The sequence below is a fragment of the Streptomyces sp. NPDC057307 genome (genome assembly GCF_042667665.1).
GTDB lineage: Bacteria > Actinomycetota > Actinomycetes > Streptomycetales > Streptomycetaceae > Streptomyces.
Genome location: NZ_JBHUZM010000080.1, coordinates 1 through 21,643, shown reverse-complemented (window position 1 = coordinate 21,643; position 21,643 = coordinate 1). Strand labels below are relative to the sequence as shown.

The following is a 21,643-nucleotide window of genomic DNA, read 5'->3' as shown; positions in this document are numbered from 1 at the left end:
CAGCGCAGACATGTCCGATTCCCCTTCCTTCACCTTTCCTCCCGCGGGGTCGCGGTCGCGGCTGATCCTGCCGCCCGCCGACGCCGCCCTTTCCCCGCGTACCGGCTGGTCCCGTGCCCACTGGGAGTCGGTCGCCGACCAACTGCTCGACGCGCTCGTCCCGTACGCCTCGCCGGGCCGCGCGCAGTACCGGCTGCCCGGCAGGACCAGCAAGTCGGGTGAACTCTCCGACGGGCTGGAGGGGTTCGCCCGGTCCTTCCTGCTCGCCGCCTTCCGGATCGCGGGCGCGCGCGGGCAGGTGGACGAGGCGTTGATCGAGCGGTACACGGCCGGGCTCGTCGCCGGTACGGATCCCGGCAGCGGGGAGGCGTGGCCCCGGCTGGCCAACCGTTCGCAGCCGATGGTGGAGGCCGCCTCGATCGCGATCGGCCTGCACGAGACGCGCCCGTGGATCTGGGACCGGCTGGACACCCGTGTGCGGGAGCGGATCGCGGACTGGCTCGGGGGCTTCGTGGGCCGCCGTACGCACGACAACAACTGGCGGCTGTTCCAGGTCGTCTCGGAGCAGTTCCTCGCCTCGGTCGGCGCACCGCACAGCCGCTCGGACATCGAGAACGGACTGGACCGGATCGAGGACTGGTACGTCGGCGACGGCTGGTACACGGACGGCGACGGCCGGAAGTTCGACTACTACATCGGCTGGGCGATGCATCTTTATCCGCTGCTCTGGTCGCGGATGGTGGGAGGGGCGTCCGGTGACGACGGCGGGCGCACCGAGATCTACCGGCGGCGGCTGAACCGCTTCCTCACCAGCTATCCCCACTTCTTCGGGGCCGACGGCGGCCCGGTCCACCAGGGGCGTTCGCTCACATACCGCTTCGCCGCCGCCACGCCGGTGTGGATGGGGGCGCTGGCCGACTGCACCCCGCTCGCACCGGGACTCACCCGCCGGCTCGCGTCGGGCGCCGTGCGGCATTTCGTGGAGCGCGGGGCACCCGACGAGCGCGGGCTGCTCACCCTCGGCTGGTACGACGAGTTCCTCCCGGTCACTCAGCTCTACTCGGGTCCCGCGTCGCCGTACTGGGCGAGCAAGGCGTTCGTCGGTCTACTGCTGCCCGCCGACCACCCCGTCTGGACGGAGCCCGAACTGCCCCTGCCCGTAGAGGAGTCGGACCAGTACACCGCGCTGCCCGCGCCGGGCTGGCTACTGCACGGCACCCGGCGCGACGGGATCGTACGGCTGGTGAATCACGGCAGTGACCGTCAGGACCCCGGGTCGTGGGGCCGGGCGGCGGGCGAGGACGACCCGCACTACGCCACGTTCGGCTACTCGTCGGCGACCGCGCCCGACACGGCCGACGAGGCGTGGGCCGACCGGCTCGGCAACCATCTCGCGCTGCTCGCGCCCGACGGCACGCCCAGCAAGCGGCGCCGGATCCATCCGGAGCGGTGCGAGGGGCGTACCGCGTCGTCCTGGTACGAGGCCGAACTGCCGGGCGAGGAAGGGCCGTTCCGGATCGGTACGACCAGTGTGCTGCACGGCGCGTGGGAGATCCGGGTGCACCGCGTCGCCGCTCCGGCGGGCTGCCCGGTCCGCGAGGGTGGTCATACGGTGGCCGCCGCCGATGCGCCGGTGACCGGCTCCGGCCCCGGCTGGGCGCTGGCTCGTACGGCGGCGGGGCTGTCCAGCGTGGTGGTGGGGCTGCACGGCTGGGACGCCGGGCATGAGGGGACGGTCGTCCGGCGGGTGGGTGCCAACGCCTACGGCACGCACTCGGCGACGCCCTGCCTGCGGCTGGAGAGCCATCCGGGCGGGGTGCACGTCCTGGTGACGCTGATCGCGCTCGTCGGGGACCCGTCGGCGGCGCCGGACCCGCGGGAGCTGCGCGACGCCGTACGCGTACAAGTGGCGGACGAAGCGGTGCTGTTGACCTTCGCCGACGGCGAGACCGTGCGCGTGCAGAAGAATTGACGCCGGGTCAGATGGTGCCGCCCTCCCTCCGGTGCAGCTGCTCGGACAGCTCAGCCGCCAGCGACTTGACGGTCTCCAGCCCGGCTCTCCCCCACTGCCGTGGCTGGGTGTCGACGACGCACACGGTGCCGAGCGCGATACCGGTGCGGTCGATGAGCGGCACACCCAGATAGGAACGCAGGCCGGTCTCGTCGACCATGGCGTTGCCGGCGAAGCGCGGGAAGTCGCGTACGTCCTCAAGGACAAGTGCCTTGCGCCGTACCACCACATGGGGGCAGTAGCCGTGGTCCCGGTCCCTGAAGCGGCCCGTCTCTGGGGCCGGGGTGTGCAGCCCGGCGTAGAACTGCCGTTCCTCGTCAACGAAGTTGACCATCGAGTACGGCGTGCCCGCGAGTTGGGCGAGATGCAGCGCGAACGCGTCGAAGGCGGGCTCGGGCCATTCGCCGAGCCCGAGCAGACGCAGCCGCCGTACCCGGTCGGGCGCGTCCCGGTCCACGGGGGTGAGAAGCAGCCGGCCGATGGGGTCGTACCGCATCACACGACCCCGTCGTCCGGGCCGACACCGCTCGCGACGGCGTTGTCGACGGCGATACCGACCGCGCTGTCCACGACGGCCTCGGCCGCGCCGTTCACAGCGGCCTCGGCGGCGGCTTCGGCGACACCGCCGGCCGGAACGGCGGTGAGCAGGTGCTGGACGAGGGTGACCAGCGTCTGGATCCCGGAGCTGGCGATGCGCGCGTCGCATATCACGACGGGCACCTCCGGCCGGAGGTCGATCGCCGCCCGTACCTCCTCCGGGTCGTAACGGAAGCTGCCGTCGAACTCGTTGACCGCGACGATGAATCCGATGCCGCGCTGCTCGAAGAAGTCCACGGCGGAGAAGGAGTTCTCCAGCCGCCGCGTGTCGGCGAGGACGATCGCGCCGAGGGCGCCCCGGCAGAGTTCGTCCCACATGAACCAGAAGCGTTCCTGGCCGGGAGTGCCGAAGAGATAGAGGACGTGGCGCTCGTCGAGAGTTATCCGGCCGAAGTCCATGGCAACGGTGGTCGAGGTCTTCAGCTCGACGCCGGTCAGGTCGTCCGTCTCCGCCCCGACCTGCGTCAGCAGTTCCTCGGTGCTCAGCGGCGCGATCTCGCTGACCGATCCCACGAATGTCGTCTTGCCCACCCCGAAGCCACCGGCCACCAGGACCTTGAGCGCGGTGGGAAAGGGGGCGGGGAAGGAGTCAGAGCTGTCGTCGTAGACCATCGAGTACTGCCTCCAGAAGGGAACAGTCGCTGGGATTGTCGAAGTTGTGCGGTGGCCGCACGGTGACCGCGCCGCTGTCCATCAGGTCGGAGAGCAGAATCTTCGTGACGACGGCGGGCAGCCGCAGATGCCCGGCGATCTCCGCCACCGACGTCGGCCCCTGGCAGAGGCCGAGCGCCTCGCTGTGCTCCGGGCCGAAATACATCTGGCTCGCGGCGCCCGTGGCCATGACCAGCGACATCAGATCCAGCTCCGCCGTCGGACGGGTACGACCGCCGCTGACCGTGTACGGGCGGATGAGCCGGCCCGCGGCGTCGTCCAGCCACGGCCCGTCCGTCGGAACCGTCACGTTCACGGCCCCGTGACGCTCGATGCGGTGCCGGCCGCCTGCCTGACCGGCGTCGCCAGGTAGGGCCTGACGCTCTTGACCAGCATCGCCATCTCGTAGCCGAGGACGGCGGCGTCCGCCTCGCGGCCGGCCAGCACGGCCAGGCAGGTGCCGGAGCCCGCCGTGGAGACGAAGAGCAGGGTGGAGTCCAGCTCGACCACCACCTGGCGGACCTCGCTGGTGTCGCCGAAGCGCGCGCCGGCGCTGCGCCCGAGCGAATAGAGGCCGGAGGCCAGAGCGGCCATGTGGTCGGCGCTGTCGGGGTCGAGGCCATGGACGGATCTGACGAGTCCGTCGGAGGAGAGGAGTACCGCGCTGCGGGTGTACGGCACCCGTTGAACCAGGCCGCTGAGCAGCCAGTCGAGGTCGGAGACGTGGCCTGTCGGCGCATCGCTCGCCATGGTGATCTACTCCTAGTGGGGGTTGTCCCGGTCTTGGCGTCGCTGATCCGGCAGGTCCGTCACGGGCGCGGGAATGGGGGCGGGAGCTGGGACTGCGGCTGGGGATGGGGTGGGATCGGGCCCGGGATCCCTGGCGGGCTGGGCCTCGGCGAGGCCGATGCCGCGCTGGAAGGCGGCCATCAGACCGGGATCGTGAAGAACCGGTTCCTCGTCGCCCGGCGGGGCGGGGGCGTCCCGCAGTTGGGGGACGAGGTGCTCCTGGCTGCGGCGCCTGGGCAGTTGGGGCCGGTCCATGGTGCCGCGCACGACGCCGGGTACGGAGTGGTCCGAGGACGGGTCCGGCACCGGAAGGAACTGGGGCAGGAACTCGGGCCGGAGCGGGCCGTCCGGCTGCGGGGGTTGTTCCGGCTCGGGCGGCCGGGGCCGCGAGATCGAGCTGGTACGCGCGGCGCGCTCGCCGCGTACGGGCAGCGGCCGGCGTCCGGAGGTCCGCCGGTGCGAGCGTTGCCCTCGGGGCTGCTGGGGATACGGCTGCCGGGTCTCTTCCGTTACGGGGCCGGGCTCCGCCTCGTACACCTGCACAGGTACAGGTGGCGGCGCCGGCGGCGGGACCGCCTCCTGGACGGGGAGGGGTACGGGCGCGGGGCCCGTGAGGGGCGGTCCCGGAGTGGTCTGACCGGCCGGCCCTGCCTGGTCCGCCTGCCCGGCCGGCTGCGGGTCTTCGCCGTCCTCGGCGCCCAACAGCGCCCGCGGCAGCACCAGTACGGCCTGGATCCCGCCGTAGATGTTGGCGTGCAGCCGGACGGCGATGCCGTGCCGGCGGGCGAGGGCCGACACCACGAACAGCCCGATCCGGCCGTCCTGGAGGAGGTGGGCGACGTTGACCTGGTCGGGGTCGGCGAGCAGCGCGTTCATCCGCTTCTGCTCGTCGGCGGGCATGCCGAGCCCGCGGTCCTCGACCTCGATGGCCAGCCCGGAGGTGACCTGCTGGGCCCGGAGCAGGACTTGGGTGTGCGGCGCGGAGAACAGCGTGGCGTTCTCGACCAGTTCGGCCAGCAGGTGGACGACGTCGGCGACGGCGTGGCCGCGCAGGGTGCCGTTGATGGGCGGCACGAGTTTGACGCGCGGGTACTGCTCCACCTCGGCGATGGCGGAGCGCAGCACTTCGGTCAGGGTGACCGGCCGGCTCCACTGACGGCGCGAGATGGCCCCGCCGAGTACGGCGAGGTTCTCTGCGTGCCTGCGGATGCGGGTGGCGAGATGGTCGACCTGGAAGAGACCTTTCAGCAGATCCGGATCCTCGACCTTGTTCTCCAGCTCGTCGAGGAGCTGGATCTCCCGGTGGACGAGTGACTGGAGTCTGCGGGCGAGGTTGACGAAGACCTCGACCTTCTGTTCGTTGCCGACACTGCTCGACAGCCGGGACGCCTGGACGACGGCGGCGACCGCGTGTTCCTGGGACCGTCCCAGTTCCTGGGCGAGCAGGTCGAGTTCGTCTCCGACGGGGGCGTGCGCCACGGGCGCGCGGCGTGGCGGGGGGCCCTCGCCGCGGCGGAGCTGTTCCACGACGCCGCGCAGGTCGGCCTGGGCGCGGGCGCTCGACCGCCGGAGCGCGTTGCTGCGGTCGATCACGGATTTGGAGGCGCGATCGGCCCCGACGGCGGCGGCGGTGGCCGCGACGACGCCGACGAGCACCGTACCGACGACGGCCGCCCAGATCTCGGGGGTCGGCCGTACCCCGCCGGAGCGGATGGTGACGAGCAGGGCGAGCAGGCCGCTGAGCGTGGCTATGACGGTCGGCAGCACGGCGGCGCGCAGGAGTTGGGGGCGTATCCGGGCTTCGGGCGGCGTCGGCGCGTCGGGCCCGGGTGCGGGCGGGCCCTTGGCGGGCGACGCCTTGGCCGAGGGCGCGCGGGTGCCCGGCCGGCCGTGCCGGCCGCCTTCTCGGCGATCGGGTCGCGCGGTGGGTGCGCGAAGTTGAGACATCAGCGTCCTCGGTACGTGGGGCCCCAGGCCTCAGGTGTTCTGCGGCGGTGTCGTCGGTGTGTGGCGGCAGGCGGACATGCGTAGGAAGCCCAGCGTTGATCACCGAGCACTCACGGTAGTTGGCGAATAGTCAGTTGTGGCGGGCAGTTGCCGAAGTTGCCCACAGAGCATCCCGCTCTGGTATGAGTCATCGCACAACAGTCCGAAACAGTGCAATCACCTTGAGGGCCGGAGCGGTTGCCCACGTCTCCGGCCCTCGTCCGCCTCACGCCCTCGCCTCACACCCCCCTACGACGGGGGTCGCGGCTACTCCCCGGCGAGGATCACCGAACGGCTGAGATGGCGCGGCCGGTCCGGGTCGAGACCGCGCGCGTCGGCGAGCGCGAGCGCGAGGCGCTGGATCCGTACCAGCTCGGCCAGCGGGTCGAGTTCACCGGCCACCCACAGCCCGCCGGTCGCGCCGACCTGCTCGGCGAGCCCGTCGGGCGCGGGCCCGAGCAGCCAGGTCGCCGTGCCCTCGGTGGTGATGCTGATGGGGCCGTGCCGGTACTCCATGGCGGGGTACGACTCCGTCCAGGCGAGCGCCGCCTCCCGCATCTTGAGCGCGCCCTCGTTGGCGAGCCCGACGGTCCAGCCCTGCCCGAGGAAGGTGAACTGCGAGCAGTCGGTGACCCCTTCGGGCAGCGGCTCCGTCACGGCCCGCTCCCCGTCGGCGACCACCGACGCGGTGTGCAGCCCGAGGTGGGCGCGGAGGAGGGTGAGCGCCGTGGTGGCGAACCGGGTCTGCACGACGGACCGCTCGTCCGCGAAGTCGAGGACGACCAGGTCGTCGGCGGCCGAGCGGATCGGCGTCTCCGGGTCGGCGGTGATCGCGGTCGTACGGGCCGTACCGCGGGCGGCGGCCAGCAGTCGCAGGACCTCGGAGGTGGTGCCCGACCGGGTCAGCGCCACGACGCGGTCGTAGCGGCGGCCCGCCGGGAACTCGGAGGCGGCGAAGGCGTCGGTCTCGCCCTGCCCGGCGCCTTCCCTCAGCGCGGCGTACGCCTGCGCCATGTAGTACGAGGTGCCACAGCCGACGACGGCCGTGCGCTCACCGGCCTCGGGCAGTCGGCCCGAGCCGCGCAGGCCCTCGGCCAGCTCCGCCGCCCGGCTCCAGCTCGCGGGCTGACTGGCCAGTTCCGTCTGGACAAACGTCACGTCGGCTCTCCACTCTCGATCTCTACTGCCAGGAATGCTTGTTCATGCATGCTAGAGCAGCTTTTCGAGCACCTTCAAGCAAACTCTTCCAGGCGTGGAGGTGCTTGAATGATCCGAGGCGTGACGAAGGAGATGCAGTGGACCGGTACGAACGGCACAACACCCTGCTCGAACTGCTCGCCGAGCGGGGCCGGCTGGACGTCGACGACGTCGCCGCCGAGCTGTCCGTGTCGGCGGCGACCGTACGCAGGGATCTCGACCATCTCGCCGAGCAGCAGTTGCTCACCCGGACCCGGGGCGGGGCGGTGGCGCACTCCGTGTCGTACGGACTGCCGCCGCGCTACAAGTCGGTGGGGCGGTCGGCGGAGAAGCAGCGCATCGGCCGCGCCGCCGCCGCGCTGGTGGACCGGGGCATGGTGATCGGGCTCAACGGCGGTACGACGACGGCCGAGGTCGCGCGGGCCGTCGCCACGCGGGCCGACCTGGCCGGCCTGCCGCACCGGGGCGGCGAGCCCGCCGTGACCCTGGTGACGAACGCGCTGAACATCGCCCATGAGCTGGCCGTGCGCCCGCACATCAAGATCGTGACCACGGGCGGGGTGGCCATGCCTCAGTCGTACGAGCTGGTGGGGCCGCTGGCCCGGCACATCCTGGGCGAGGTGAGCCTGGACCTCGCCTTCGTCGGCGCCGACGCCGTCGACGCGGAGGCGGGGGCGAGTGCGCACAGCGAGCACGAGGCGAGCATCAACGCGCTTCTCGCGGCACGGGCGCGCAGGCTCGTGGTGGTGGCGGACAGCTCGAAGCTGGGCACACCGGCGTTCGCCCGGATCTGTCCGACGGACGCCATCGACACCCTCATCACCGACACCGGCGCCCCCGAACAGGCCAAGCTGTTCGAGGATCGCGGCGTGACGGTGGTCCAGGTCTGAGCGCCCGGCCCGCCGGGCCGGGAAGACCCGCCGAGCCCGAAAGACCCGGCGAACCTCACGGACCTGGTGTTACGGCGCGCTCTGCGCGGAGGGTGCGGTCCCGGCCGAGCCCGCACCGGGGCCGGTCGTGCCGCCAGTGCCCGGCGCCTGGTCCGCCTTGCCCGGCTCCGCGCCGGAGGCCGAAGACGTCGCCGTGGCCGTGGCCGTCGCCGAGACGGACGCCGTCTCCCCCGCCGGCACCGCCTCCGGCCAGCCACCGACCGGTGCGACGGCGACGGAACGCCACCACGGGGCGCCGGGGATGCTGTCGGTCAGCGTCGGCTCGTAGGACTCGCCCGGCCGCGGCAGCGCGATCCGTACGCCCGCCTCCGCCGCCGCGGTGACCGTGCCCTCGCCGGGCTCGGCCCACGGGTGCGGGGCCAGGTTGAACGTGCCCCAGTGGATCGGCAGCATCACACCGGACGGGCTGCCCTGCTGGAGGTCGAGGTGCGCCCGGAGGCCCTCGGCCGGGGTCATGTGGATGTCCGGCCAGTATTCGCTGTAGGCGCCGATCTGGATCATCGTGGCGTCGAACGGGCCGTGCGCGGCGCCGATGTCCTGGAAGCCGGTGAAGTAGCCGGTGTCACCGCTGTGGTAGATCCGGTGCTCGGGTCCCGCGACGGCCCAGGACGCCCAGAGGGTGTGCTGCTGGTTGCGCAGGCCACGGCCGCAGAAGTGCCGCGCGGGTGTCGCGGTGAACGAGATGCCCGCGACCTCCGCCGTCTCGTTCCAGTCCAGTTCGCGCAGTCGGGCGGCGGGCACGCCCCAGCGCTCCAGGTGCGCGCCGACGCCGAGCGGCACGGCGAAGACGGTGTTGGTGGAGGCGAGGCCCTTGATCGTCGGCAGATCGAGGTGGTCGTAGTGGTCGTGCGAGATGACGACGACGTCGACCGGCCCGAGTGCGGCGAGCGAGACGGGCACGGGGTGCAGCCGCTTCGGTCCGGCGAAGGAGAAGGGGGAGCAGCGCTCGCCCCAGACCGGGTCGAAGAGCACGCGCCGGCCGTCGATCTCGGCGAGGACGCTGGAGTGGCCCATCCAGGTCAGCCGCAGCCCGGAGGCGGGCGGTACGGCGAGGTCCGCCAGGGTGTCCTGGTGGACGGGGATGGGAGTGGCGGGCGCCCGCCGGGCGCGCCCTTCCTTGCTGAGGTAGACCTTCGACAGCTCCAGCATGGAGCCGGAGGGTCTGATTCTGGCGGTGCCCTCGGGATTCTGGAACACACCGTCGGCGAAGTTCGGGGAGTTGTGGATCCGCTCCAGGCGCTGGCCTGCCGAGTCGGCCCCGAAGGCTTCGGACCGCATCGCGCGCAGCCGGGAGCGGAGTGAGGGTGGGGTGCCGGCGCCGTTCACTGCATCTCCTGAAGGTTCGGGTTCATCACATTATGAGCCGTTTCCATGACCGGGGTGCCACGCCGGTGCGCCGTCCGTGGCACCTTCGTGCAACGTGCGGACGATCTCCCGGATTCCCGCGCCCGGCCACCGACGGGCGAGATCCGGCCATGCGGACGGCCCTCGACAGCCACCCGTTGATCTCTTTGACAGCCGCGCGTCCCGCTCCCGACACTGACCCTCCATTCAGTTACGGATTCGGTTACGGCCCCCGGAGGCACCCTTGTCCCCCTTGATATCGCTGACCTGGAGCGACCATGTGACCGGCCGCGAGGGGTACCTGGTCGTGGACCGGCTGGTGCGCGGGGTGTCCAGCGGCGGACTGCGGATGCGCGACGGCTGCTCGCTGGACGAGGTGACCGGGCTGGCCCGCGGCATGACCATGAAAGAGGCCCTGCACTACAACGACGACCCGGCGGCGCGCTACATCCCGCTCGGCGGTGCCAAGGGCGGTATCGACTGCGATCCCCGGGACCCGGCGGCGTACGGCATCCTCGTCCGCTACCTGCGTGCCGTACGGCCGTACATCGAGACCGTCTGGACCACGGGCGAGGACCTGGGGCTGAGCCAGGACCTGGTCGACCGCGCCGCCGCCGAGGCGGGCCTCGTCTCGACCGTCCAGGCGATCCACCCCCTCCTCGACGACGAGACGGCCGCGCGGCGGCGGCTCGCCGACGCCTTCGCCGTGGACGTCGACGGCATCGGCCTGGACGAACTGGCCGGCGGCTGCGGAGTGGCCGAGTCCGCGCTCACCGCGCTCGACCGGGCGGGGGTGCCGTACGCGGGGACACGGGTCGCGGTGCAGGGGCTGGGGACCATGGGCGGGGCGACGGCGCGATTCCTCGTCCGGGCCGGACTCGTGGTGGTGGCTGTCGCGGACGTCAAGGGGACCATCGCCTGTCCGGAGGGCCTGGACGTCGAGTCACTACTCGCCGCGCGTGACGCGTTCGGGATGGTGGACCGCGCGGTGCTGCGCCCTTGCGACCGTGAACTGCCCGGCGACGCCTGGCTGTCGGCGGACGCCGAGATCCTGGTGCCCGCCGCCGTCTCGTACGCGATCGACGCCGCCAACCAGGCGCGTGTCACGGCCCGTTGGATCGTCGAGGCGGCGAACATGCCTGTCCTGGCCGACGCGGAGGAGCTGCTGGCCGCGCGCGGGATCACGGTGCTGCCGGACGTCGTCGTCAACTCGGCCACGAACGCCTGGTGGTGGTGGACCCTCTTCGGCGACATCGGCCCCGACGCGGACGAGGCGTTCGCCCACACGCGGCGCGCCATGCGCGCGCTGACGGAGCTGATGCTGGAACGCGCGGAGGCCGGGCGTACGACTCCGAGAGCCGCCGCGCACGCCATCGCCGCCGACCGACTGCCCCTGATCGCCGAGCGGTTCGGGCACTACCGCTGACCGGCGGGTACGTGGTCGCCGGTGTACAGGCTCGCGGTTGGTGTCAACCGGCTGGGGTTAGGGTTCAGTTGTGGCGAGAGTACGGCTGAGTGTGGAGGAGCGGCGCGAGGACCTGCTGCGCGCCGCCGTCGAGCAGATCCAGGCACGGGGGGTGGCCGCCGTGCGCATCGCCGACGTCGCCGCCGTCCTCGGGGTGAGCAACGCCCTGGTGCTGTACCACTTCTCCACGAAGGAGAAGCTTCTCGCCGCCGCCTTCCGGCACGCCGCCGAGGAAGATCTGGCGCAATTGCGGGAGTTGCTCGGGCGCCGTACCAGCGCGCTGTCCCGGCTGCACGCCGCGACCCGCTGGTACGCGCCGACCGGCGAGGCAAAGGGGTGGCGGCTGTGGATCGAGGGCTGGGCGGCGGCGCCGCGCGAGCCGGCGCTCCACGAGGTGGCCAGCGAACTCGACCAGCAGTGGAAGGCCGCGCTCACGGCCGTCATCACCGAGGGCGTGGACGCCGGTGAGTTCCGCTGCCCCGACCCGGTCGCGACGGCCTGGCGGCTGACGGCGCTGCTGGACGGTCTCGCGGTGCAGATGACGTCGTACGCGGGATCGCTGACCCGCGCCACCCTGCTGGAGTGGTCGGACGAGGCGCTGGCGCGGGAACTGGGCGTGGACAGAGCGGCGTTGGGCGCCGAGGGCCCGTTCTGACCGCTCCTCCGCCGGGTGATGGACACCCGCCTCGGGCCGGCGCCGTCACGGCCATACTGAGGCGGACATCCGGAATCCGGCACGAAGGTGGAGACTGTGGCTCAGCAGCAGACCGAACATCCGGACGTCGATCGCGATGGGCCGGGGGCCGGTCCGGAAGGCGAACCGAGCCATGACGTGCTCGTCCTCGGCGGCAGCGGCGTCGACACCGTGGTCCGTGTCGACTCCCTCCCCGTACCGCTCGCCGACTCGATCGGTGTCGGGCCGATCCGCGAATGGCCGGGACAGACCGGCGGCAATGTGGCCCTGGGCTGTCAGGCCCTCGGACTGAACGTCAAATTCCTCGACTTCATCGGTGACGACTGGACGGGCGGCCAGGTCCGCGAGCATCTCGCCAAGGGCGGTGTGGACTTCGAAGGGATGATCTCGCCCGCGGGCACGCGTCGCGCGGTCAATCTCGTCGAGAAGACCGGGCGCAGGATGTCCTTCCACGACGCGCGGGATCCGGAAGACCTGCGGATGCCGCGCGAGTTCTACCTGCCGCACCTGAAGCGGGCCCGCCATGTCCATGTGTCGATCACGAACTTCACCCGGCATCTGTTCGACGACATCATCGAGCAGGGCGTCCCGGTCTCGACCGATCTGCACGACTGGGACGGGGTGAACGCCTACCACCGGGACTTCGCCTACCGCGCGGACCTGGTCTTCCTCAGCGCCGCCGGCGCGAGCGAGCGGATAGCGCCGGTGATGCGGGAGATCCTGCGCGAGGGCAGGGCGCAGGCGGTGGTGGCCACGGCGGGGGCCGGAGGCTCGTATCTGCTGACCCGTGAGGGCAGCCGTACGCCCCGGCCGATCCCGGCGACCGTCCCACCCGCACCGGTGGTGGACTCCAACGGCGCGGGCGACGCGTACGTCTCCGGTTTCCTGTACGGGCGGCTGGCCGGGCGGGATCTGGACGACTGCGCGCGCCTCGGCGCGGTCGCGGGCGCCTACGCCTGCACGGTGGAGGGCAGCTCGTCACTGATCGGAGCCGACGCGCTGCTGTCCCGCTGAGCGGTGATTCATGGCCTGTCCGGACGATCGACGGTCGAGGACAGGCCCGGAATCTCAGCGGGTCAGGTCTGCCTCATCGGTTCGTACTCGTCGGCGCCCAGGCCGAACGTCCAGGCCACGCCCTCCTTGGCGGTACGAGTCCCCGGCGGCACCCGCAGCCAGTAGGTGCGGCTCGTGCCGTCGGGTTCGGGGGTGGAGTTGACGACCTCGACCATCACGACGTCCTCGTCGCCTTCGAGCGCTATCCGCCAGAGGATGCCGGTCTCGTCCTTGCCCATCGGCTTGGCGTCGGACTCGGTGAGATAGCGGTCGTAGCCGTAGTGCTCCAGCATCACGCGACGCAGTTCGGCGTTCTCCTCGGCGCGGATCCGCGCCGGGTCGAGCGTGCTGAGTTCGGCGAGGAAGTCGGCCGGGACGGGCATGCCGCGCCACGCGTACAGCGCGAAGCCGTCCGGGTAGGCGAGGGCCGGGCCGTCACCGCGGTCGAGGCGTCCGGCCTCGTCACGGTGCAGCTCCACGGGGCGTTCGCAGACCACCGTCACGTTCTCGTACGGCCACCACCAGCCGGCGTGCGCCGCCACCTCGGCGAGTCCCGTGAGCCGGTCGCCGCGGCCGTCGAAGGCGGCGAGCCAGGCGGCGTCGTGCTGACCGAGGACCGCGTCGAGCAGCAACTGACGTGTCGCGGCGAGGTCGGCCGCCTCCGTGCCGAGTGTCTCGGTGATGCCGGAGCGGATCCGCTCGGCGAGCGCGCGGGTGGTGTCCCAGAGCCGGGCGCCGGTGGCACTCCACCACTCGGCCCAGCCCGCCGGGCCCAACTCGTCGTGGATACGCCGCCGTTCCTCCGCCCACGGCTTGGTACGGACCTCCTCACGGACCGATCTGCCCTGATCCGTGAGGGACCGGACGGCGGCGAGTCCGGCGAGCGGGGAGTCCGCCCAGATGATCCGCGCCGGCTCGGTCAGTCCGGCCGTGCGGTAGGCGAGCCGTATGCCCGCCTCGGCCGCCGGCCGGTCGGCCGCCCCTGTCGCCGCCGCGACGCCCCGCCACTTGTCCACATGCTGCATGTCTGAAGCCCCGTCCCCTGTCGTCACTGTCCCGTGTACCGCTGTGCACCGCGAACCGCCGTGCACCACGTACTGCCGTCCACTACGTACTGCCGTCTACCGCGAACTGCCCCGACCCGCCGTCGGTCGCCGCCGCCGCCGTCGCCGCCGCTCAGTCGGCGACGACACGCACCGCACCCGGCAGGTACTCGCGCTGGCGCACCACGCGAAACCACCCCTTGGGCAGCGGGATCGCCGCGTGCTCCTCGTGCACCACCCGGCCGCCCTCCGGCAGATGCAGCAGCATCGGCCCGAACTCGCCGCCCGTCTCCCGGACGAGCAGGCCGGGGCCCGTCACCGCGTGGGCGTGTCCCGTGACCTCACCGAGTGCCAGGACGAGGCGGCCCCGCGCGTCCCTCGGCTCGCTGCGCGCCTCCGCGATCCCGGACGGCACACTCTCGTCCGCGACGGGCACGATGAGCACGTCTCCCTGCCGGTACATGGCTCTCCCCTCGACCGGCGGCGCCGAGTGCGCCGACCTGTGAACGACGCTAGACGGTGGGTCTGACAACGGCCTCCGCCCCCGAACCGGGCTTGTCAGTGGGGCCTGTTACAACTTCTCTCAGCAACAAGCCGATCAACGCCGACGCCCGGTGTCTGGAGCACTCGCCATGACCGTTTCGAACAACATGCAGGAGTTGGACGGCCTGCCCGCGTTCGACTTCCCCGACGCCGAGGCCGAAGGGAAGGCGAAGTTCCCCGACGCCGGGTCGGTGGCCTGGCGCGTGAGCGTCCCGGCGTACGACAGCGAGGAGGAGTGGGAGTCGGCGTTCGCCCGCTTCGTCAAGGCCGTCGACACCACCGAGGTCCGCGCGCTGATAGTCGGCTCCTGGAGCGACGCCTACGAGACCTCACCCGACAAGGTGATCGAGGCCATCGTCGCGGCGAGGGATCAATTCCCCTCTCTCAGGGCGCTGTTCGTGGGTGACATCACCTACGAGGAGTGCGAGATCTCGTGGATCAACCAGACGGCCATGGCGCCGCTGATCAACGGCCTCCCGCAGCTGCGCTCGTTCGGGGTGCGCGGCGGCCAGGATCTGAACATGACCGGCGTCAAGCACGAGGGGCTCCGGTCGCTGACCGTCGAGACCGGCGGTCTGGACGCCGACGTCGTGCGGAACATCGGCGTGGCCGAACTGCCCGCGCTTGAGCATCTGGACATCTGGCTGGGCGTGTCCTGGTACGGCGCGAACACGATCGTGGCGGACCTGGATCCCTTCCTCACCGGGGCGCGGCTGCCCGCCCTGAGGTCACTGGCGCTGCGCAACAGCGAGATCCAGGACGACATCGCGGCGGCGCTGGCGGGAGCGCCGGTCGTGGCGCGGCTGGAGACCCTCGACCTGTCGATGGGCACCCTCGGCGACGAGGGCGCCGAGGCGCTGCTCGGCGGTCAGCCGCTCACCCATCTCAAAAAGCTCGATCTGCACCACCACTATCTGAGCGAGCCGATGCGGGAGCGGATCCGCGCGACGCTGGAGCCCGCCGGTGTGGTCGTGGATCTCTCGGAGTGCGAGTCCGCGAGGGACGACAACTCGCGTTTCACGGCGGTGGCGGAATGAGCGACGCGGACGAGATCAACCCCTACGAGCAGCTCTGCGGACTGCCCTTCTTCACTCTCCCCCTCGACGAGGTCCCGGCGCCGGGGGCGCTGCCCGAGCCTGACGCCGTCGCCTGGCGGCTCGACTGCGGGTATGACGAGAAGTGGACTTTCGCCAAGGTGTGGCAGCGGTTCACCGACGTCGTGGACACCGAGCGCGTGCGTGCGCTGGTCATCGGTCCGTGGTGGACCGGTGACTACTCGGGGCTGGGACCCGCCATGGAGCTGATCATCGCCGACGCGGCGAGGTTCCCCGCCCTGCGCGGCCTGTTCCTGGCGGACGTGGACGGCGAGCGGTGCGAGATCTCCTGGCTGAGGATGACCGACATCACCCCGGCCATCGAGGCGTTCCCCCTGCTTGAGGAGTTCGGCGCGCAGGGCTGCGGCGACACGTACGAGAACGGTGATCTGCGACTGCGCCCGGTGAAGCACGGGCATCTGCGCGCGCTGCGTCTCGAATCGGGCGGGCTGCCGGGCTCCGTCGTCCGCGCCGTCGGCGCGAGCGAGCTGCCCGCGCTGGAGCGTCTGGAGCTGTGGCTGGGCGTCCAGGAGTACGGCGGCAGCGCCACCGTCGCCGATCTGGCGCCCTTCCTCGACGGCGGCCGATTCCCGCGGCTGCGCCATCTGGGGCTCCAGAACAGCGAGATCCAGGACGAGATCGTCGCCGCCGTGGCCTCGGCGCCGGTCGTGGCCGGGCTCGCGTCACTGACGCTGTCCATGGGCACGCTCGGCGACGAGGGGGCCGAAGCGCTCCTCGCCGGCCAGCCGCTCACCCATCTCGAAGAGCTGGACCTGGACCACCACTTCATGTCACCGGCCTGGACCGGGCGGATCCGGGAGGCTCTGGAGCCGCACGGTGTGCGGGTGAAGCTGGAGCCGGCCGACGACATCGACGAAGACGACGAGTGGCGTTATGTCGCCGTCTCCGAGTAGCGGCGAGCCGCGCCTGGCGGTCGTCGGCAATCCCGCCAACCGCCGGGTCCGGCTGTTCCAGGACGCGGTCGCGGCGGCGGGCCTGCCGCCGGCCCGTGAGGTGGCCTGGCTCGATGTGCTGGGCGGGCGTGCCGAGTTCCGGCCCGGCGAGGTGGTACGGGTCGAGTCACCGGGCGAGGACGCGGCGGTGGAGCGGCTGCTGCGTGGTGCGGACGATCCGACGCGGGTCGAGGGCACGGCCGTCTGGTACGAGCGGTTCACCTCCGCCGTACGGGAGTTGGGCCGCGCCGTACGGAAGGCGGGGGCTCAGCTCCTGGACGACCCGGACGAGTTGGCGGTGCTGTTCGACAAGCGGCTGTGCCACGGGGTGCTGGACCTGGCCTCCGTACCCGTACCGCCGTCGCCCACCTCGGGGCCCGGTGCCCCGCCGGTGCGTGGCTGGGACGACGTACGGGCCCTGATGAACGGTCCCGGCATGCGGCGGGCGTTCGTCAAGATCGCTCATGGCTCGTCGGCCTCCGGGGTGCTGGCGGTCGAGACCGCGGGTCCCGGTCGGGTGCGGGCGACGACCTCGGTCGAACGCGACGCGGCGGGACGGCTGTTCAACTCGCTGCGGGTACGGCGGCTGACCACCGAGTCCGAGGTGGCGGCGATCGTCGACGCGCTGGCCCCGGACGGGCTCCATGTCGAGCGGTGGCTGCCGAAGGCCACGCAGCACGGCCGGGCGGCCGACCTGCGGGTGGTGGTCGTCGCGGGGCGGGCGACGCACGCCGTCGTACGGACCAGTTCGTCGCCCATGACCAATCTGCATCTCGGCGGGGCACGCGGTGATCTGAACGCGGTGCGGGCGGCGACCGAAGCGGCGGGCGGCGGCGCGAGCTGGGGCGCCGCCCTGGAGATCTGCGAGTGGGCCGCGGCCTGCTTCCCCGGCACGCACTGCGTGGGGGTGGACCTGCTGCCGTCGACCGGCTGGCGCCGCTTCGCCGTCGGCGAGGTCAATGCCTTCGGTGATCTGCTGCCCGGTCTCACCGGACTGCCGGGCAGCGGCGCGGAGGGGCTGGACACCTACGGGGCGCAGCTCGCGGCTCTGCGGGCGCGCGTGGGAGGGGAGCACCGTGCACGCCTCTGAGATCACGGGCTCCGGTGTCCCGGGTGCCGGGGTCAGGGATGCTGATGTGCCGGGTGCCGAGACCCCGGGTGCCGGGACGGCGGGTGCGGGGCTGCCCGACATGAGTCGTGTCGTGGGCCACGACGACCTGTTGCTGGTCACCCTCGACACCCTGCGGTACGACGTGGCCGTCGAGCTGGCCGCGGCGGGCCGGCTGCCGAATCTCGCCCGTCATCTCCCCGGCGGGCGCTGGGAGGAGCGGCACGCACCCGGCAGCTTCACCTATGCCTCGCACCAGGCGATGTTCGCCGGGTTCCTGCCGACCCCCGCCGCGCCCGGCCCGCATCCGCGGCTGTTCGCGGCCCGGTTCGAGGGAAGCGAGTCGACGGCCGGCAGGACGTTCGTCTTCGACACGCCCGACCTCGTGTCGGGTCTCGCGGACGCCGGGTACCGGACGGTGTGCATCGGGGGTGTCGGCTTCTTCAACAAGCGGGGCGCGCTCGGTTCCGTACTGCCGGGGATGTTCCAGGAGAGCCACTGGGAGCCGGAGTTCGGCGTCGCGTCACCGACATCGTTCGAGTCGCAGGTGGCCCGCGCGGAGCGGATCGTGGCCGAACTGCCCGCCGGGCAGCGGCTGTTCCTCTTCGTCAATGTGCCGTCGCTGCACCAGCCGAACTGGTTCCATCTGCCCGGCGCCACCCGTGAGGCGGGTGACTCGCGGCAGACGCACGCCGCCGCGCTCGAATACGTCGACCGGCACATAGGCCGACTGTTCGCCGCGGCGAGCAGCCGGCGCCGCTGCTTCACGATCGTCTGTTCCGACCACGGCACGGCCTACGGAGACGACGGCTGGACGGGCCACCGCCTGGGCCACGAGTCCGTCTGGACCGTGCCGTACGCCCATTTCTTCCTGGACCCAGGGGCACCCCGATGACCGACACGACCGCCATGACCACCGCCCCGCGCCCGTACGAGAGTTACGTCTACGCGTACCCGCACAAGACCGCGTACCGGCCGCTGGCCGACCGGCCGGGCCTGAGTGGGCTGTGGGCCGGTGAGCGCAAGGACGCGCTCTCGCTCTATCTGCACATACCGTTCTGCGAGGTCCGCTGCGGCTTCTGCAACCTCTTCACCCGGATCGGCGCGCCCGACGAGCTGACGACGCGTTATCTGGACGCGCTGGACCGGCAGGCGACCGCAGTGGCCGACGCGCTCCACGGCGACGGCAGCGGGGACGGCAGCGGGGACGGCAGCGGGGACGGCGGCGGGGACGGCGGCGACGCGGTGCGCTTCGCGGCCGCGGCCTTCGGCGGCGGCACGCCCACCTTCCTGACCGCCGGCGAGCTGGAGCGGCTGTGCGACATCGCGGAGAAGCGGATGGGCGCCGATCTGCGGGCCGTTCCGCTCTCCGTGGAGACGTCGCCGTCGACCGCCACGGCCGACCGGCTGTCGGTGCTGGCCGACCGAGGAGCCACCCGGCTGAGCATCGGCGTACAGAGCTTCGTCGAGGAGGAGGCCAAGGCGGCGGTGCGCCCGCAGCGCCGCTCCGACGTCGAGGCCGCCCTCGGCCGGATCCGGGACGCGCGGATCCCCGTTCTCAACATCGACCTCATCTACGGCATCGACGGCCAGACCCCGCGGTCCTGGCGGCTCTCGCTCGACGCGGCGCTCGCCTGGCGGCCCGAGGAGCTGTATCTCTACCCGCTGTACGCCCGGCCGCTGACCCCGCTCGGGCGGCGCGCGCACGCCAGTGAGGCCGACTGGGACGCCCAGCGGCTCGATCTGTACCGGCGGGGCAGGGACCATCTCCTGGCGCAGGGCTACGAGCAGGTGTCGATGCGCATGTTCCGCCTCCCCGGCGCGCCGCGCGAAGGGGCCGACGACTACGCGTGCCAGACCGACGGCATGATCGGCCTCGGCTGCGGCGCGCGCTCCTACACCTCGGACCTGCACTACTCCTTCGACTACGCGGTCGGAATGCGCGAGATCCGGAACATCATCGACACCTACACGACCACCGAGGACTTCTCCCGCGCCGAGGTGGGCCGCGCGGTCGACGCGGACGAGGCGCGCCGCCGCCATCTCCTGCAGTCGCTGCTCCAGGCCGAGGGCATGGCGGTGGACGACTACCGGACCCGGTTCGGCAGCCGCCCCGGCGACGACTTCCCCGTCGAGTTGGAGCGGTTCGCCGACCTCGGCTGGCTCGACACGGCCGCCGGGCCCGGTCTGCTGCGCCTCTCGCCGGAGGGTCTGGCCCACTCGGACGCGCTGGGCCCGGCCCTGTTCTCCCCCGCCGTCCGGGCCGCGATGGCCTCGTACGAACTGAAGTGAGGCAGACGTGGACCTGACGATCCTCTACCGGGGCCCGCTCGCCTCCTGCGACTACGACTGTCCTTACTGCCCGTTCGCCAAGCGCCGCGACAGCACGGAGCAGTTGCGCGCGGACCGGGCCGCGCTGACGCGTTTCACGGCGTGGGCCGCCGAACGGACCGACGACCGGTTGTCGGTCCTGTTCACCCCGTGGGGCGAGGGCCTCACCAGGTCCTGGTACCGGCGGGCGCTCACCGACCTCTCCCATCTCCCCCATGTCGCGCGGGTCGCCATCCAGACGAACCTCAGCTGCCGTACGGACTGGCTGAAGGCCGCCGACCCGGCGAAGCTGGCCCTGTGGTGCACGTACCACCCCGGCCAGACGCCGTACGACCGCTTCCTCACCAAGTGCCAGGAGCTGGGCTCCGCGGGCATCCGCTTCAGCGTCGGCGTCGTCGGCTTCCCCGACCATCTCGACCAGGCCCGCCGTCTGCGCGCCGATCTCCCGGAGCACGTCTATCTGTGGGTCAACGCGGCGGAGGGACGGGCCTATTCGGACGCGGAGGCCGCCGACTGGACGTCGGTCGACCCTCTGTTCCCGTACAGCCGCCACCCCCACCGCTCGGCCGGCCTCCCGTGCCGCACGGGCGAATCGGTGATCTCGGTCGACGGCGAGGGCACGGTCCGCCGCTGCCACTTCGTCCCGGCGGAGCTGGGCAACCTCTACGACGGCTCGTACCGCGCAGCCCTGGAACCCCGCGCGTGCCCGCTCGCGGTCTGCGACTGCCACATCGGCTACGTCCACCTGGAGACACTGCCGCTGTACGACGTCTTCGCGGGCGGCGTCCTGGAACGGATACCGGCCGCGCCCGCGCCCGTGGGGCCGATTCCGCTGCCGGCGCCCGCACTTCACCGCCCCGGTCGGTGACTCAGTGCCGCACGAGCGGCAGCAGGTCCGGGCGTTTGGCGACCGTGTGGTCGCCCGAGGACTCACCGCGGAGGCGGCGGCCGATCCAGGGGACCAGATATTCGCGCGCCCACTGCATGTCGTCGCGGCGCACCTCCAGTGCGCCGCGCGGAGGCAGCGGCGGCCACGGCTGGTCGGGGTCGGCGGGGACGTCGAGGCCGAGGACCTGGGCGGCGCGCAGGGCCACGCGGGTGTGGCCCTCCGGTGACAGATGCAGCCGGTCACCGTCCCAGGCGCGTCTGTCCTGGACCGACTTGAGCGACCACAGGTCCAGGACCGGGCAGTCGTAGCGGTCGGCGATGGAGCGGACGTGGGCGGTGAACGTGGCTATCTTGCCGCGCAGATGGCGCAGTACCGGCACGCCCCGGGTGTCGAAACCGGTGGGGACCATGACGGTGCCGACGGCGCTCGTCAGGTCGGCGAGTGCCCGTTCGAAGCGTTCCGCGACGTCGTCGGGGTCGCTGCCGGGCCGGATGATGTCGTTGCCGCCGGCGCAGAACGTCACCAGTTCCGGGGCGAGTTCCTTGGCGCGCGGGATCTGCTCGGCCACGATCTGGTCGAGCAGCCGTCCCCGTACGGCGAGATTGGCGTACCGGAACGAACCGTGGTCGGGGTCGGCGACGGCCGCCCCGTCCGCTGTCCGGTCGGCGAGCAGTACGGCGAGCCGATCCGCCCAGCCGACATAGATTCCGCCCGGCCCGGGATCGCCGACGCCTTCGGTGAAGCTGTCACCGATGGCGGCGTACGACCCGAAGACACTTCTGGTTCCTGCTCTCGAATCGTCAGCCACAGCTGAACATCATTCACCCGCGTATGTGACCTACGCGACCGTAAGGAGGTGTTGACGCCGGTGAGAAACACCACCGGTCAAAATTCGTTCAAGCCGGAATACGGGAAAGGTCGTTGGCCGGCACACATGCGCCGGCC

20 protein-coding genes and 1 pseudogene are annotated in these 21,643 nt (G+C 71.9%); 11 read left to right on the top strand and 10 right to left on the bottom strand.

Going from position 1 to position 21,643, the window contains the following annotated elements:
• The first annotated feature begins 10 nt into the window (after positions 1-10).
• Entirely contained in the window at positions 11-1,972 is a 1,962-nt protein-coding gene (locus tag ACFUN8_RS24290) for a DUF2264 domain-containing protein (protein WP_383641315.1), read from the top strand.
• A gap of 7 nt (positions 1,973-1,979) precedes the next feature.
• On the opposite strand, the gene ACFUN8_RS24285 is transcribed toward ACFUN8_RS24290, so the two are convergent.
• From ACFUN8_RS24285 to ACFUN8_RS24260, 6 genes and pseudogenes are all read right to left on the bottom strand, one after another.
• Positions 1,980-2,507: a GAF domain-containing protein gene (locus ACFUN8_RS24285; RefSeq protein ID WP_383641312.1), complete on the bottom strand. Its 528-nt coding sequence runs from the start codon at positions 2,505-2,507 to the stop codon at positions 1,980-1,982.
• Between the two features lie 131 nt (positions 2,508-2,638).
• Positions 2,639-3,220: pseudogene (locus ACFUN8_RS24280) on the bottom strand (ATP/GTP-binding protein); the annotation flags it as partial.
• Entirely contained in the window at positions 3,198-3,569 is a 372-nt protein-coding gene (locus tag ACFUN8_RS24275; RefSeq protein ID WP_382569462.1) for a DUF742 domain-containing protein, read from the bottom strand. The pseudogene ACFUN8_RS24280 and the gene ACFUN8_RS24275, both read right to left, overlap by 23 nt.
• A gap of 2 nt (positions 3,570-3,571) precedes the next feature.
• Positions 3,572-4,009, bottom strand: coding sequence for a roadblock/LC7 domain-containing protein (locus tag ACFUN8_RS24270; RefSeq protein ID WP_383641309.1), 438 nt, complete (start codon positions 4,007-4,009; stop codon positions 3,572-3,574).
• A 12-nt stretch (positions 4,010-4,021) separates the two neighbouring features.
• Positions 4,022-5,995 carry a sensor histidine kinase gene (locus ACFUN8_RS24265; protein WP_383641306.1) on the bottom strand — a complete coding sequence of 658 codons (1,974 nt, stop codon included), beginning with the start codon at positions 5,993-5,995 and terminating at the stop codon, positions 4,022-4,024.
• Positions 5,996-6,301: 306 nt separating this feature from the next.
• Positions 6,302-7,192, bottom strand: coding sequence for an SIS domain-containing protein (locus tag ACFUN8_RS24260; RefSeq protein WP_383641303.1), 891 nt, complete (start codon positions 7,190-7,192; stop codon positions 6,302-6,304).
• Positions 7,193-7,329: 137 nt separating this feature from the next.
• On the opposite strand from ACFUN8_RS24260, the gene ACFUN8_RS24255 reads away from it, so the two are divergent.
• Positions 7,330-8,121 carry a DeoR/GlpR family DNA-binding transcription regulator gene (locus ACFUN8_RS24255; RefSeq protein ID WP_383641300.1) on the top strand — a complete coding sequence of 264 codons (792 nt, stop codon included), beginning with the start codon at positions 7,330-7,332 and terminating at the stop codon, positions 8,119-8,121.
• 69 nt (positions 8,122-8,190) lie between these two features.
• Here ACFUN8_RS24255 and ACFUN8_RS24250 read toward each other — a convergent pair whose 3' ends face one another.
• Positions 8,191-9,459, bottom strand: a complete 1,269-nt coding sequence (locus ACFUN8_RS24250) for an MBL fold metallo-hydrolase (protein WP_383641354.1) — start codon at positions 9,457-9,459, stop codon at positions 8,191-8,193.
• 310 nt (positions 9,460-9,769) lie between these two features.
• Here ACFUN8_RS24250 and ACFUN8_RS24245 point away from each other — a divergent pair, with 310 nt between their 5' ends.
• From ACFUN8_RS24245 to ACFUN8_RS24235, 3 genes are all read left to right on the top strand, one after another.
• Positions 9,770-10,951, top strand: coding sequence for a Glu/Leu/Phe/Val dehydrogenase dimerization domain-containing protein (locus tag ACFUN8_RS24245; RefSeq protein WP_383641297.1), 1,182 nt, complete (start codon positions 9,770-9,772; stop codon positions 10,949-10,951).
• A gap of 70 nt (positions 10,952-11,021) precedes the next feature.
• On the top strand, positions 11,022-11,645 hold the full coding sequence (locus tag ACFUN8_RS24240) for a TetR/AcrR family transcriptional regulator (protein WP_383641295.1): 624 nt from the start codon (positions 11,022-11,024) through the stop codon (positions 11,643-11,645).
• 177 nt (positions 11,646-11,822) lie between these two features.
• Positions 11,823-12,698: a carbohydrate kinase family protein gene (locus ACFUN8_RS24235; protein ID WP_383641351.1), complete on the top strand. Its 876-nt coding sequence runs from the start codon at positions 11,823-11,825 to the stop codon at positions 12,696-12,698.
• 62 nt (positions 12,699-12,760) lie between these two features.
• Here the strand turns inward: ACFUN8_RS24235 and ACFUN8_RS24230 are convergent, their stop codons facing one another.
• Both ACFUN8_RS24230 and ACFUN8_RS24225 read right to left on the bottom strand, forming a co-directional pair.
• A complete protein-coding gene (locus tag ACFUN8_RS24230; protein WP_383641292.1) occupies positions 12,761-13,762 on the bottom strand; it encodes a DUF6745 domain-containing protein in 1,002 nt (333 codons plus the stop codon).
• 151 nt (positions 13,763-13,913) lie between these two features.
• Positions 13,914-14,243: a hypothetical protein gene (locus tag ACFUN8_RS24225; RefSeq protein ID WP_382569447.1), complete on the bottom strand. Its 330-nt coding sequence runs from the start codon at positions 14,241-14,243 to the stop codon at positions 13,914-13,916.
• A 169-nt stretch (positions 14,244-14,412) separates the two neighbouring features.
• On the opposite strand from ACFUN8_RS24225, the gene ACFUN8_RS24220 reads away from it, so the two are divergent.
• The 6 genes from ACFUN8_RS24220 (at position 14,413) to ACFUN8_RS24195 (ending at position 20,677) form a co-directional block, all read left to right on the top strand.
• Positions 14,413-15,360 carry an STM4015 family protein gene (locus ACFUN8_RS24220; RefSeq protein WP_383641289.1) on the top strand — a complete coding sequence of 316 codons (948 nt, stop codon included), beginning with the start codon at positions 14,413-14,415 and terminating at the stop codon, positions 15,358-15,360.
• Positions 15,357-16,331, top strand: coding sequence for an STM4015 family protein (locus ACFUN8_RS24215; RefSeq protein ID WP_383641286.1), 975 nt, complete (start codon positions 15,357-15,359; stop codon positions 16,329-16,331). The genes ACFUN8_RS24220 and ACFUN8_RS24215 overlap by 4 nt, the downstream gene beginning before the upstream one ends.
• Entirely contained in the window at positions 16,312-17,460 is a 1,149-nt protein-coding gene (locus tag ACFUN8_RS24210; RefSeq protein WP_383641283.1) for an STM4014 family protein, read from the top strand. The genes ACFUN8_RS24215 and ACFUN8_RS24210 overlap by 20 nt, the downstream gene beginning before the upstream one ends.
• 100 nt (positions 17,461-17,560) lie before the next feature.
• Complete coding sequence (locus ACFUN8_RS24205; protein ID WP_383641348.1) at positions 17,561-18,373, top strand: STM4013/SEN3800 family hydrolase; 813 nt, start codon at positions 17,561-17,563, stop codon at positions 18,371-18,373.
• Positions 18,370-19,770, top strand: coding sequence for an STM4012 family radical SAM protein (locus ACFUN8_RS24200; RefSeq protein WP_383641280.1), 1,401 nt, complete (start codon positions 18,370-18,372; stop codon positions 19,768-19,770). Before ACFUN8_RS24205 ends, ACFUN8_RS24200 begins: the two co-directional genes overlap by 4 nt.
• A gap of 7 nt (positions 19,771-19,777) precedes the next feature.
• Entirely contained in the window at positions 19,778-20,677 is a 900-nt protein-coding gene (locus tag ACFUN8_RS24195; protein WP_383641278.1) for an STM4011 family radical SAM protein, read from the top strand.
• Between the two features lies 1 nt (position 20,678).
• Here ACFUN8_RS24195 and ACFUN8_RS24190 read toward each other — a convergent pair whose 3' ends face one another.
• Positions 20,679-21,506 (bottom strand): SGNH/GDSL hydrolase family protein, encoded by an 828-nt coding sequence (locus ACFUN8_RS24190; protein WP_383641276.1) that lies wholly within the window; start codon positions 21,504-21,506, stop codon positions 20,679-20,681.
• Between the last annotated feature and the right edge of the window lie 137 nt (positions 21,507-21,643).

Bases quoted from the DNA above. Each gene is read 5' to 3' on its own strand.
- ACFUN8_RS24285 (WP_383641312.1), bottom strand. From the start codon at position 2,507: ATGCGGTACGACCCCATCGGCCGGCTGCTTCTCACCCCCGTGGACCGG.
- ACFUN8_RS24270 (WP_383641309.1), bottom strand. From the start codon at position 4,009: ATGGCGAGCGATGCGCCGACAGGCCACGTCTCCGACCTCGACTGGCTG.
- ACFUN8_RS24250 (WP_383641354.1), bottom strand. From the start codon at position 9,459: ATGCGGTCCGAAGCCTTCGGGGCCGACTCGGCAGGCCAGCGCCTGGAG.
- ACFUN8_RS24210 (WP_383641283.1), top strand. From the start codon at position 16,312: ATGTCGCCGTCTCCGAGTAGCGGCGAGCCGCGCCTGGCGGTCGTCGGC.
- ACFUN8_RS24290 (WP_383641315.1), top strand. From the start codon at position 11: ATGTCCGATTCCCCTTCCTTCACCTTTCCTCCCGCGGGGTCGCGGTCG.
- ACFUN8_RS24205 (WP_383641348.1), top strand. From the start codon at position 17,561: ATGAGTCGTGTCGTGGGCCACGACGACCTGTTGCTGGTCACCCTCGAC.
- ACFUN8_RS24230 (WP_383641292.1), bottom strand. From the start codon at position 13,762: ATGCAGCATGTGGACAAGTGGCGGGGCGTCGCGGCGGCGACAGGGGCG.
- ACFUN8_RS24220 (WP_383641289.1), top strand. From the start codon at position 14,413: ATGACCGTTTCGAACAACATGCAGGAGTTGGACGGCCTGCCCGCGTTC.
- ACFUN8_RS24265 (WP_383641306.1), bottom strand. From the start codon at position 5,995: ATGTCTCAACTTCGCGCACCCACCGCGCGACCCGATCGCCGAGAAGGC.
- ACFUN8_RS24215 (WP_383641286.1), top strand. From the start codon at position 15,357: ATGAGCGACGCGGACGAGATCAACCCCTACGAGCAGCTCTGCGGACTG.
- ACFUN8_RS24200 (WP_383641280.1), top strand. From the start codon at position 18,370: ATGACCGACACGACCGCCATGACCACCGCCCCGCGCCCGTACGAGAGT.
- ACFUN8_RS24225 (WP_382569447.1), bottom strand. From the start codon at position 14,243: ATGTACCGGCAGGGAGACGTGCTCATCGTGCCCGTCGCGGACGAGAGT.